Source organism: Ruegeria sp. ANG-S4, assembly GCF_000814005.1.
Classification (GTDB): Bacteria; Pseudomonadota; Alphaproteobacteria; order Rhodobacterales; family Rhodobacteraceae; genus Ruegeria.
In genome coordinates this window covers 144,591-156,544 of the sequence record NZ_JWLK01000010.1, presented here as the reverse complement: position 1 = coordinate 156,544, position 11,954 = coordinate 144,591, and the positions used below count along the sequence as shown (strand labels likewise).

Annotated in this window: 10 protein-coding genes and 1 tRNA gene; 8 read left to right on the top strand and 3 right to left on the bottom strand. The window is 58.4% G+C overall.

The genetic code is table 11. The features are described 5' to 3' along the window. Nucleotides 1–8 precede the first annotated feature (8 nt). From RA28_RS21755 to RA28_RS21720, 8 genes are all read left to right on the top strand, one after another. Nucleotides 9–944 carry a 3-keto-5-aminohexanoate cleavage protein gene (locus RA28_RS21755; RefSeq protein WP_039533331.1) on the top strand — a complete coding sequence of 312 codons (936 nt, stop codon included), beginning with the start codon at nt 9–11 and terminating at the stop codon, nt 942–944. 8 nt (nt 945–952) lie between these two features. Beyond that, nucleotides 953–2,371, top strand: coding sequence for an aminobutyraldehyde dehydrogenase (locus RA28_RS21750; RefSeq protein ID WP_039533329.1), 1,419 nt, complete (start codon nt 953–955; stop codon nt 2,369–2,371). Next, nucleotides 2,371–3,111, top strand: coding sequence for an SDR family NAD(P)-dependent oxidoreductase (locus RA28_RS21745; protein WP_039533326.1), 741 nt, complete (start codon nt 2,371–2,373; stop codon nt 3,109–3,111). The genes RA28_RS21750 and RA28_RS21745 overlap by 1 nt, the downstream gene beginning before the upstream one ends. Further along, the gene (locus RA28_RS21740) at nt 3,111–4,049 is read left to right on the top strand and encodes a 3-hydroxyacyl-CoA dehydrogenase family protein (RefSeq protein ID WP_052261562.1); all 939 of its coding nucleotides are present in this window, start codon (nt 3,111–3,113) and stop codon (nt 4,047–4,049) included. The genes RA28_RS21745 and RA28_RS21740 overlap by 1 nt, the downstream gene beginning before the upstream one ends. Nucleotides 4,050–4,243: 194 nt before the next feature. Further along, nucleotides 4,244–5,449: a YcaO-like family protein gene (locus RA28_RS21735; RefSeq protein WP_039533321.1), complete on the top strand. Its 1,206-nt coding sequence runs from the start codon at nt 4,244–4,246 to the stop codon at nt 5,447–5,449. Continuing rightward, nucleotides 5,446–6,753, top strand: coding sequence for a TfuA-like protein (locus RA28_RS21730; protein ID WP_039533320.1), 1,308 nt, complete (start codon nt 5,446–5,448; stop codon nt 6,751–6,753). Before RA28_RS21735 ends, RA28_RS21730 begins: the two co-directional genes overlap by 4 nt. 19 nt (nt 6,754–6,772) lie before the next feature. Further along, the gene (locus RA28_RS21725) at nt 6,773–8,071 is read left to right on the top strand and encodes a hypothetical protein (protein WP_052261561.1); all 1,299 of its coding nucleotides are present in this window, start codon (nt 6,773–6,775) and stop codon (nt 8,069–8,071) included. Between the two features lie 154 nt (nt 8,072–8,225). Then, a complete protein-coding gene (locus tag RA28_RS21720) occupies nt 8,226–9,062 on the top strand; it encodes a hypothetical protein (protein WP_039533318.1) in 837 nt (278 codons plus the stop codon). Between the two features lie 48 nt (nt 9,063–9,110). Here RA28_RS21720 and RA28_RS21715 read toward each other — a convergent pair whose 3' ends face one another. The 3 genes from RA28_RS21715 to RA28_RS21705 all read right to left on the bottom strand — a co-directional run bounded on the left by RA28_RS21715 (nt 9,111) and on the right by RA28_RS21705 (nt 11,893). Beyond that, on the bottom strand, nt 9,111–10,880 hold the full coding sequence (locus RA28_RS21715; RefSeq protein WP_039533422.1) for an adenylate/guanylate cyclase domain-containing protein: 1,770 nt from the start codon (nt 10,878–10,880) through the stop codon (nt 9,111–9,113). 99 nt (nt 10,881–10,979) lie between these two features. Beyond that, nucleotides 10,980–11,615 (bottom strand): GNAT family N-acetyltransferase, encoded by a 636-nt coding sequence (locus RA28_RS21710; RefSeq protein ID WP_039533420.1) that lies wholly within the window; start codon nt 11,613–11,615, stop codon nt 10,980–10,982. Nucleotides 11,616–11,816: 201 nt separating this feature from the next. Next, nucleotides 11,817–11,893: transfer RNA gene (locus tag RA28_RS21705), tRNA-Arg, on the bottom strand. Nucleotides 11,894–11,954 lie beyond the last annotated feature (61 nt).

Genomic DNA, 11,954 nt, shown 5'->3' with positions numbered 1-11,954 from the left:
ATCGCATCATGCCCAAGCAGAAGTCTGTGATCATCACCTGCGCCCCAACCGGCGGGATACACACGCCCACCATGTCCGAGCATTTGCCGATCACGCCCAGCGAGATCGCAACCGCGTCAATCGAAGCGGCAGAAGCCGGAGCCGCGATTATTCACTTGCATGCGCGCGACCCGGAAACCGGAAAACCCGATCCCAACCCGGACCTGTTCATGGACTTCCTTCCACGGATCAAACAGGCCACAGACGCAGTCATGAATGTCTCTACTGGCGGCGGCCTTGGCATGACACGAGAGGAACGGCTTCGTGCCGCCGTCACCGCGTCACCCGAAATGGCCAGTATGAATATAGGGTCGATGAACTTCGGCATCTTCCCCATGAAAGACAAGTACTCGGACTGGAAACATGCCTGGGAGCCCGAGTTCCTGGACATGACCCGCGATTTCATTTTCCGCAATACCTTTGCGGATATTGAATACTGCCTGAAGGAATTGGGCCAGGGTCACGGCACGCGTTTCGAGTTCGAGTGCTATGACCTTGGCCACCTCTACAACCTTGCCTGGATTCGCGATCAGGGCTGGATTGACGGTCCGATCTTTGTGCAGATGGTGTTTGGCATTCTGGGCGGTGTTGGCGCCGATCTCGACAATCTGATGCATATGCACACCATCGCCAACAAGCTGTTCGGCGACGATTATGAATGGTCGGTTCTGGCGGCAGGACGCTTTCAGATGCCATTCACCACGCAAAGCGCCTTGCTGGGCGGCAATGTTCGGGTCGGGATGGAGGACAGCCTTTACATTGGTCCCGGAGAAAAGGCGGTATCCAGCGCCCAACAGGTTCGGAAAATCCGCAACATCATCGAAAATCTGGGGCTTTCGGTCGCCACACCTTCCGAGGCACGCACCCGCCTCGGCCTGAAGGGCGGCGATCAGGTCGCGTTTTAGGGGGGAACATGCAGACACATATGCTGATCAATGGCGAACTGGTCGCCGGAACTGGCGCGGCAATACCAATGGTCGATCCGGCAACCGGTGCCGAAATCGCCCGCGTGAATGAGGCCGACCCCGAACAAGTCGAAGCCGCGGTGCGCTCTTCCGCGGAAGCGTTTGAAACGTTTTCTCGCAGCACCCCTGCAGAGCGATCTGCAGTGTTGCTGGCCATCGCGGATCGTCTTGAGGCAAATCAGGATGAGTTGGCCGAACTTGAGAGCATGGATGTCGGAAAGCCTTGGCCCTCTGCCCGCGATGATGAAATGCCGTTGACGATCGACACGTTCCGCTTTTTTGCCGGTGCTGCGCGAACCATGACCGGCTCGGCCGCAGGGGAATATGTTGCGGGCCATACCAGCATGATCCGACGCGACCCTGTCGGACCGGTCGCGGCTATCGCGCCCTGGAATTACCCGTTGATGATGGCGGCCTGGAAGCTTGCCGCGCCCATCGCGGCGGGATGTTCCGTCGTGCTGAAACCATCAGAGCTTACACCACTGTCCACGCTGCGGGCGGCGGAATTGCTGAATGATATCCTGCCCAAAGGCGTTCTGAACGTCATCCACGGGGCAGGACCAACAACCGGCGATCAACTGATCAACAGCCCCGCGATGGAGGCTATTACCGTAACCGGCAGCCCGGCCACGGGAATGGCGGCGATGCGGGCGGCGGGCAATCAGATCCGACATGTGCATCTGGAACTGGGCGGCAAAGCCCCCGTGATCGTCTTTGACGACGCAGACATCGACGCGGTTGCTGAAACCATCCGCTATGGCAGCTTCTTCAATGCCGGTCAGGACTGTGCGCAGCCCTGTCGCGTATTGGCGCAAAACGGAATCTACGAGAAACTGGTCGCTGCGGTCGCAGGACAAGTGGGCCAAATTCAGACCGGCGCACAAAAGGCTGAGGGGACCGAGATGGGCCCGGTCATTTCAGCAATCCAACGGGACCGGGTTGCCGGATTTGTCGATCGTGCGCGGCCCGCCTGCGAAGTTGTGACCGGCGGCTCGGCAGGTGACGGCAACGGTTATTTCTACCAACCAACTGTTCTGGCCAATGTCGACAACGACGCCGAAATTGCCACCACCGAGGTTTTTGGTCCGGTCGTGTCCATCTCGCGGTTCGGTGACGCCGAAGACGCCCTGCAAATTGCGAACGCGGGCCGGTACGGGCTGGCTTCGTCCGTTTGGACCGCGAATGTCGGTCGCGCCATGGAGATGACCAGCCGCCTGCGCTATGGCTTTACCTGGGTCAATACTCACGGCGTGGGCACGCCAGAGATGCCCTGGGCCGCGATGAAAGGGTCTGGCACCGGGTGCGATATGAGCGTTTATGCGCTCGACGCGTACACGTCGGTTCGTCATGTCATGGTGGCACACTGATGCGACTGGTTGGGAAAAAAGCACTGGTCACCGGCGGGCGGCAAGGCATTGGGCGCGGTATCGTCGACGCCTTTTTGGCTGAAGGGGCAACGGTTTCGACATGCGGACGCGGCGCGCGACCTGAAGGGCTGGCCGAGACTGTTGTCTGGCACAGCACGGATGTAGCCGACCCGTCGCAAGTTGCCGCGCTGGCAACGAACACTGGTGCAATTGACGTTCTGGTCAACAATGCAGGTGTCCAGATCGAAAAGACCGTCGTCGAAAGCACCGATGCCGACTGGGATCTCGTCATCGGGGCCAATTGCCGGGGCGTATTCAATATGTGCCGGGCGTTTCTTCCGGCCATGCCTCAGGGTGCATCGATTATCAACATCGGCTCGATCTCGGGAGAAGCATCAGATCCGTCAATGGCGCTTTACAATGCATCGAAGTCTTTTGTTCACGGTCTCACACGTTCCATCGCTGTGGATCATGGCCCGCGCGTGCGTTGCAACGCGATCTGCCCCGGCTGGATCGAAACCGGCATGCTGACCGCCGGATTTGACTTGTCCGATGATCCCGATGCGGCCCGCAAAGACGCGCTGGCCCGGCATCCGACGCGCCGGTTTGGTCAACCCGCAGACATAGCCGCCATGGCGGTTTGGCTGGCGTCTGACGAGGCCGGGTTTGCAACCGGGCAAATGTTCACCATCGACGGCGGCATGACTGCGGCCTCGCCGATCAACACCGGATTGTTCTGATGACAGATTTCGCGCACACCGCAATTTTGGGGGCCGGCACCATCGGCGCAAGCTGGGCGGCATTGTTCCTGGCCTCTGGCCGGTCCGTCACTGTTTACGATCCCGCCGCCAGCTCGGACATCGCGGTCCGCACCTATATCGACCAAGCATGGCATACCATGAGCGATCTGGGCCTGACGGCGCGGGGCAACCCGGACCGGATCGCCTTTGTGAACACAGCACGCGACGCGGTCGAAGGCGCTGGATTCGTACAGGAAAACGTACCCGAACGCCTGCCGATCAAACATGCCACTTTTGCCGAGATCGAACCAGCCTTGGCATCTGACGCCATCGTTGCCAGTTCAGCCTCTGGCTTGACGCTTGGCCAGATGCAGACTGGTTGGGACAACCCGGGGCGCTTCATTCTTGGGCATCCATTCAATCCACCTCATCTGATCCCGCTTGTCGAGGTAATGGGCAACGATCAAACCGACCCGGATGTGGTGCCCGCCGCCGAGGCGTTCTATGAAGACATCGGCAAGGTCACCATTCGCGTCAAAAAGGAATTTCCCGGCCATGTTGCCAACCGGCTGCAGGCCGCTGTCTGGCGCGAGGCAATTCATCTGGTTCAGTCAGGTGTTGCAAGCGTCGGTGATGTCGACAAGGCCATGGCGGCCGGACCCGGGCTGCGATGGGCGGTGATGGGCCCGACCACGCTCTTTGGTCTCGGTGCCGGATCGGGTGGGCTGGCCGCATTTTGTGATCACTTTTCGGACACTTTCAATGGCTGGTGGGAAGACCTTGGAACCCCGGAACTGACCCCCGAAACGTCGCAGATGCTTGTTGACGGGCTTGCCGACGCCACCAACGGCACCTCCGTCGAACAGCTTGCGGCGGAACGCGACGCAAAGATCGTACGGCTGCAAATCGCCCTGGCGCATTCCGGAAAGGGCGCGTAGCCAAATAAGGCTGATGTGGCCCGCGGTCTCTGTTCGCTGGGGCGCGGCGCGGTTTGGGATTTGTATCACCAACGCCGCTTACGCAGCAGAGTTGACCTGTTCGGCCGGATCACGCATCCTTGCCCGGATTGGGCCCGTCCGCAATTCGGGCGGGAATTTTGATTTCGCATCAATCGCTTGGCAAGGTTGAACGCATGGCCGATACACCGCAGAAATTGTATCTGCACGATACCCATCGGCTGCGGAGTCCCGAGGACACCCTTGCTTTGGTCCAGCCATACCTGGCGCAAATGGGGATCACGCGGATTGCCGACCTGACAGGACTCGACCGGATCGGGCTGCCAACGGTGATGGTAACGCGACCCAATTCCCGCTCGGTTGCCGTGTCGCTCGGAAAGGGTCTCACGCCCAGCGCCGCTCGGGCCTCGGGCGTGATGGAGGCAATCGAATCCTGGCACGCCGAACGGATTGAGCTGCCCTTGCGGCTGGCAAGCTTTGCCGATCTTGCTGCCACGGAACAGGTCGTCGATACCGCGCAATTGCCTCGGGTCACCGGAGCAGATTTTGATCCCCATGACCGCAGGCTTTGGATCGAAGGCGTCGATCTGAAGGCCGATGGACTCTGCTGGGTACCCTACGAAATGGTGGATACGGACTACACCACCTCTTCCGTTGGCCAAAACAGGGCATTTCCGCGTACGACCAACGGTCTGGCCTCGGGCAACAGCGTGACCGAAGCCAGTTGTCACGCGATCTGCGAGGTGATCGAGCGAGACGCGACAACCCTGTGGCACCATCGCGGGATCGCTCCGCGCATAAACCCGGAAACGGTGGATGATGCCCGGTGCAAACACGCGATGGACAGGATCACGACAGCCGGTTTGCAGTTCGGCATCTGGAACACCACTTCGGATGCCGGTATCGCCTGTTTTCGCTGCATGATCTGCGACGAAAGCAGCGCCGCCGGTCACATCGGGATTGGTGACGGATGCCACCCGGACCGCGCCATCGCCCTGTTACGCGCTTTGACCGAAGCGGCGCAAACGCGCCTGACCTATATCTCGGGCGCGCGTGACGATCTTGACCCGGCAGAGTTCACTGACACTGCCCGATCCTGGCGCGGCGACTATGCGCGGGACATGATTGGCGGGTCCGCGCCGACAGGCGACTATCAACAGTGCCCAACGCATGTGACCGACTCGTTCGAGCAGGACCTTTCGTTCCTGGTTTCGCAGCTTGCCATCATCGGGGCACCGCAGGTCGTGATCGTCGATCTGTCACGACCGGAATTTGACATTGCCGTTGTTCGGGCCGTCGTCCCGGGGCTGGAGGCGCCGCATGACGATGCTGACTTTGTCGCCGGGCCTCGGGCGCGAAGTGTTAACGGATCGACCCTATGACCGTCGTTGTGTTCACCGGACCGACCCTGCCTGCCGCCGACGTGTTAGAGTTTCTGGACGCGGAAATTCTGCCACCTGTGCAGCAAGGGGACGTCTACCGCGCTGCGTCAGAGAACGTTCGTGCGATCGGGATCATAGACGGGTACTTCGACGGGGTCCCATCCGTCTGGCACAAGGAAATCCTTTGGGCGATGGAACTGGGCATACCCGTTTACGGCAGCGCAAGCATGGGTGCGTTGCGTGCGGCTGAATTGGTGGATTTCGGGATGATCGGCGTTGGCCGGGTGTTTCAGGATTACCGCAGCGGGGCCATACAAGATGACGACGAAGTCGCCGTTCTGCACAGCCCTGCGGAACTTGGTTTCAGACCTCTCGGCACGCCAATGGTGTCAATCCGCGCCACAGTTCAAAAGGCACTTGATCACGGGATTTTGCAGCCAGACGCCGCAGGCCAGATCCTGAATCTGGCCAAAGCGCTGCACTATCGGCAGCGGGATTGGAACAAGGTTCTTGAGGCCGCGCTGGATTTGCCCGATCTCGACAGGTTTCGGCAATGGCTGCCTGACGGAGCTGTCGATATCAAAGCCGAAGATGCGCGCGAAATGCTGCGCCTGATGGCGCGACACTTGGACAGGGCCGATGGCGCTGTCGCTGATCCCGTTCGCGTCGAACGGACGCTGGCGTGGCGTGAACTATGCGCGCGCATTGATGACGCACCGCACAACAATACACCTGACCATACCAAAGTGTTGGACGAGGTCAGGCTTGACCCAAAACACTACACCGGTTTGCGGGAACGGGCAGCGTTGCGGCTACTGTCCCGCGAGGATGGGTATCAGCCGGACAAAGAGGACCTGATGCGGCAGATGTCGGATCACCGGTCCGAGGCCGGATTGCCGAGACAGGCCGACCTGATGCGATGGCTGGAAGACAATGATCTGACAGTGCAGCAATACGAGACCCTTTTGGCGGGCCGGGCGCATACCGAGGCGGCGATCGCCGCGCGGCAGGGACAAATGGACAGGGCCTTGCTGACCGAATTGCAAAGGTCGGGACGTTATGCAGAACTGAAAGAGCGCGCAGCACGCAAATCAGCCGCGTTGCGGGCCAGTCAATCGGGTGGTGCAGAGCCCACCCGCCGCATGCAGGCGTTAATCTGGTACTTTGAAACACAGCTTGACCGCGCGGTGCCGGATGATCTTGAATCCTATGCAGTCGCCCTTGGTTTGACCGGGCGTGACAGGTTTTTTGAACTGATTGAAGCTGAATACGCATTTTGCCAAGGAAACGCGGCATCGGATTGAGACCTTGAGGGATAGATGAATGAGCTGGCCCGAGACACCCAAGGACGAAGAGACACCGGGAACCCGGTTCCTGCTTTACCCGCAGTCGCCCTATCTCGAGCCCGGAATGCAACCCGAGATGGTCGAGATTTCAGCACCGCAAGGCAGCATTGGCCCCGGCCCGTCCGGCCCGCGCATGTACGCAATGAACCCTGTGGGCAAAACCACGCCTTATGGCGCGATGATCCCCGGCCCGAACGGCCCCCAGATGTACCTACCTGCGTGGGATGGCTATATCGAACCGCCGCCGGAACCGGACGATCTGGGCAACTTCATCCATATTGGCCCCGAAGACCCCGGTTTCGAAGCCGCGCATCTGTTCGGATCCGCCCATTTCACGATGGATGTCTGGGAGGGGTATTTTGGGCGCTCGATCCCGTGGCATTTCGCACGCGATTTCGACCGGCTGGAATTGTCGCTGTTGCCCAGTCTGGACAACGCACATATCGGCTGGGGATTTCTGGAAACCGGTGGCACATGGGATCACGGGAACGAATACAGGCCCTACAGTCTGAATTTCGATGTCGTTGCGCATGAGATCGGTCACGCCATCATCTACAGCGTGATCGGGATGCCGTCGGACGGGGATGCATCGGGCGAATATTACGGATTTCATGAATCCGCCGCCGATCTGGTGGCGCTTCTCGCGTCGCTTCACTTTGGGTCCGTGGTCGAAGACCTGTTGGAGAACACGCGCGGCAATCTCTACTCGTTCAATCGCCTGAGCCGCTTTGCGGAATTGTCGGAGAATGCGCAGATCCGCATTGCGGCAAACGACAGGGTTCTGTCCGAGTTCGCCCACGGCTGGTCCAGCGAGCATGCTTTGTCCGAACCCCTGACCGGTGCGATGTTCGATGTCCTGGTCGATATCTATCACGAACGCCTTCTGGTCCATGACCTGATCTCACCCGAGGAAGAACATCTGTCCGATCAGCTGGAGGGCACGCCTGAATACGAACAGGTGATGCAGCAGATTTTTGACCGGCGCTATGCTGACAATCCCGACGGTTTTCGCATTGCCCTGCTTGAGGCGCGCGACTTTCTGGGATCCTACCTTGCCGACGCATGGGAGAGGCTGGATGCAGATATGCTCAGCTATTTTGGTGTCGAGCGCGCGTTGCTGGCCGTCGATCAGGAAATCACAGGCGGGGCATTTCAGCAGATCATTCAAGGCAATTTCCGCATGCGCGAGATCGGTCTGACCTCTGCAGGTCCGCGTCTTGCAGAGCCTGACGAGTCAAGCCATGCGGTATCGGTTCGAACTATGGTCCCCGACTGACGGGACCTTAAGGTCTTTGTTTTTTTCCGGTTTTGTGGCAGTTTACACGCACGGGATGATGATTTTTTGAAATTAGGCGCGCACTGCGTGTGAGCCAAAAAGGGGGGAGATGAGGTCCGTGACGTCGTCGATCCTTTAGTCGGGAGAATATGATATGTCTGAGTCCTTGCTCAGTTTTTCAGAAGTGTTGTTGTTTGGACGCGTTATTCAGGAACTACAGATTTCGTCTTTGGAGGCCAAAGTCGCCAGCGATAGCAACATCGCTAATCTCAAGGGGCTCACTGTAAATGGCCAAAATGTTTATGCAGGCGACCAGATCTTGCTCAAAGACCAGTCCAACAAGAGCGAAAATGGCCTCTATCGGGTAACTCACGAAAACGGCAATCCTTGGAAAGACAAGCGGCAGTTCGAGTGGGGCACCGTGATAGAAGTAAAGGATGGAACGCAAAAAGGGTTTTGGAGACAGATCGGAAGCTTCTCGAAGGGGCGGCAGAAGTTCAAGAAAGTGCCCAAACGCAAGGGTCAGGGCGCCAACAATTTCCTGAGCGATCAGCTGGGTGAAGGTGCACGGTTCGCGCGGATTTATGGGTTCTCGTACGAAGGTACGTTTTATGATCTGCCGGAGCCGTCCATATTCCTTGTTCATGGAGACGGAGAAAGCGCGACCGACATGAACAAACCGGGCAATCTGGCGGCGCGGGCACCGAACAATCCATCCCTCGGGGGTGTCGCCGCAGCGGATTATCAGATAGCCGATGACATTCGTGTCTGGGACTATGACAAGGCCGACTACACCATCCGTATGGATACCATGGCGGGACAGTTCGAGCAGGTGTTGCTGGACATCTACTTTGGCTTTGACAGCCCGGCCATCAGCGGCGCAAAGGTCAGTGGAGCCAAGGTCAGCGGCGCAAAAGTCAGTGGTGCAAAGGTCAGCGGTGCGAAAGTGAGCGGTGCAAAGGTCAGCGGTGCAAAGGCGCGCGGCGACTGAACCAATCAAACACGGAATTGCAAAGGGCGCTTCGATCGAGCGCCCTTTTTAGAATCCGGCTTTCTTCAGGCCTTCTACAAAATGCTGGGTATCATCCGTCAGCCGGTCGGGTTGCACTTTGGCCCAGCGCGAGAGCGAAAAGTTGGGATGCACAACCCGGTGCCGGTCTGCGATTTGCTGCGCCATGTCCATGTCGCCCAATTGCGCATAGCTGGCAGCCAGCACGCGCTGCCCCTCGGTCGGGTTGTTCATCTTGTTGACCGACGCGATTACTTCGTCATAACGCTTGAGATTGTAATAGGCACCACCCAGATGCCACAGGTACTGATCCGGGAAATAGGGATTCAGCCTCATCGCCTGTTGCAGGTGGCTGATTGCGCTTTCGTTGTCGCCCGAATGAGCCAGCGCATCGGCGTAGTCCGAATGCATATCGGCATCATTGGGGTTCAATGCCAGTGCGCGTTTGTAGGATTCCAGCGCCGAGTCATGTTCCTTGCGGTACAGTTGGACATACCCCAGCTCACCAAAGCCGCGTGCATCCGTAGGGTCAAGCTCGACCGCGCGCTGCGCCAAGGACAGTGCCTTGTCCAACGCACTGTTCGGGTCTTCGGTCCAGGAATAACGCCAGTCCAGGTTCAGTGTGCGCGATAACGCGGCCGCAGCGCGCGCATAACCGCCATCCCGTTCCAAGGCCGATTCATAGCAATTCTGCGCTTTGCGATTGTCGAGGCGCGTGTATTTGAAGATGTGATGCTGCCCTTGCAGGACCGACCCATAGGCCTGCAAGTCAGACGGAACCGCTTGAACCATCCGTTTGCGTTCATGGGATTCGATCATCACGGCGGTGGCCGCAACGATGCACTCTGTCACCTCGTCAAGAATATCGAATATGTCGTCTATCTTGCGATCGAACCTTTCGCCCCAGATCGTGCGTTCGGTGTTGGCGTCGATAAGCTCGGCGGTGATCCGAATTCGGCTTGCTGACCTGCGGACACTGCCGCGCGCCACGTATCGTACATTCAGACGCCGAGCCGCCTCTTGCGGTGACATCGACTGTGTCTTGAAAAAGAAGGACGAGTTCCGGGCAATGATGAACAGATTCCGGAACTTCGACAGGTTCATGATGATGTCGTCGGTCAGCCCCTCGGCGACCCAGGCATCATCTTCGTCGTTTCCCTGACTTGCGAAAGGCAGAACCGCGACCGAAGGAATATCGGGGCGTTCCAACACTTCGATCTGCATTTCCGGTCGTAGGGTCGCGGCCATTGTCGCGCCTTCGACTTCGCTGCGCACACAGTAGGTCGCCACCGGTGACATGATGTTCTTAAGCTGCTTGGGCCCGAGAAACTCGTACCCATACCGCAGCCGGTTGCGGATCTGTTCGTAAACGGCGGAACTGACATAGACCCGCTCGGGCTCGGCAATCTCCTGCAAGCGGGCCGCGATGTTGACGTTGTCGCCGTGCACTCCCCGCTCATCCACCAGAACTTCACCCAGATGCACGCCAGCGCGAAACTTGATCTGTTGGCTCGGCTCACGGTCCTGGTTGTGCTTGCTGGCGATGCGGTGCAGCTCGACGCTGTATTCAACTGCGCTGGTTGCGGTATCGAACAGGGCCAGAATTCCGTCACCACGAACCTCGACAACGTTGCCCTGATACTGAGGACAGATCTGTTCGAGCGTCGACAGCAACGATTTCAGAGAATTATACGTGTCGATCTCGTTCTCGCTCATCAACCGCGAATAGCCGACGACATCGGCGAAAACCACGGCACCGAGCTTTTGCCGGATGGGAGTTCCTGTTGATGTACGGTTCACTGCGGGCACTCGCATAAGGTCTGTCGTCGATTCTGACAGTAAAGATATAACAAAAACGGGTCAGGCAAATGCGTGACAAATCTGTGCGTTTGGGTCAAGTCATGCGCTCCGGGGTGGCCAGCACCAATCGCCGGACGTTGCGTCTCCAAAGGCAACGGTGGTTTCCGGTGACAACTCTTTGATCAGCTCCTCACGCCGAACCATCCATTCCTGCTGCAAAAGCCCGACAACAACCATGTTGTGGTATTTCGCGTCTGCGAACCACGCCTGTCGCATCGTGCCCTCAACCTTGCAGCCCAACTGACCGACCAGATCGCGCGTGCTATGGTTATCTTCGCGGTAATACGAGGTGATCCGATGCAAGCCCAACTGCCGAAAGGCAAAGTCCAGCGTTAGCGCGGCCGCGCGGATGCCAACGCCGCACCTGCGCACCGACTTATCGACGAACAAGGGAATAACGGCGTCACGGTTGGTGTTGGATATCGCCTCAAGCCCGGCCAGCCCGACAGGCTTTGCCTGATCGGTTTCGATCACGAACCAGCACTTGCCGACATTCTGCATGCCGCCAACCGCATCTTTCCAAATCTCTTCGGTTTGTGCCCTGTTCAACGGCACGCGCAGGGCCCGGTCAAAGAGCGCAAGATCCTGAACATCCTGAAACCATTGCGAAACGGTTTCGAAATCCGCTGCTTCCAGAGGTCGAAGCCGGAAGCGCCTTTGTGGTGCATCGGACAAAGGGCCAAATTCCTCCAAAATGTAAAATCAATAAACTATGGTGGCGACCTTAACACGAAATCGCCCAGAAAGAGAAAGAAGTTATTTCAATCCCCACGAACGGGTATGAAACCCGGCCCGATGCCGTGGTTTGGATTGCGTTGAGTCTTCTTATGTTGCGCACGAGCCTTGGTCGGAACTGTGGATTTTCCGCGCCGAACTTGGCGACCCCGGCAGGATTCGAACCTGCAACCTGCCCCTTAGGAGGGGGCTGCTCTATCCAGTTGAGCCACGGGGCCGCGCAACGCTCTCTGTATCTTGGTTTTTCGGGGTTGTCATGACCTTTGCGCAACAGTTGTA

Bases quoted from the DNA above. Each gene is read 5' to 3' on its own strand.
- RA28_RS21755 (WP_039533331.1), top strand. From the start codon at position 9: ATGCCCAAGCAGAAGTCTGTGATCATCACCTGCGCCCCAACCGGCGGG.
- RA28_RS21750 (WP_039533329.1), top strand. From the start codon at position 953: ATGCAGACACATATGCTGATCAATGGCGAACTGGTCGCCGGAACTGGC.
- RA28_RS21745 (WP_039533326.1), top strand. From the start codon at position 2,371: ATGCGACTGGTTGGGAAAAAAGCACTGGTCACCGGCGGGCGGCAAGGC.
- RA28_RS21740 (WP_052261562.1), top strand. From the start codon at position 3,111: ATGACAGATTTCGCGCACACCGCAATTTTGGGGGCCGGCACCATCGGC.
- RA28_RS21735 (WP_039533321.1), top strand. From the start codon at position 4,244: ATGGCCGATACACCGCAGAAATTGTATCTGCACGATACCCATCGGCTG.
- RA28_RS21730 (WP_039533320.1), top strand. From the start codon at position 5,446: ATGACCGTCGTTGTGTTCACCGGACCGACCCTGCCTGCCGCCGACGTG.
- RA28_RS21725 (WP_052261561.1), top strand. From the start codon at position 6,773: ATGAGCTGGCCCGAGACACCCAAGGACGAAGAGACACCGGGAACCCGG.
- RA28_RS21720 (WP_039533318.1), top strand. From the start codon at position 8,226: ATGTCTGAGTCCTTGCTCAGTTTTTCAGAAGTGTTGTTGTTTGGACGC.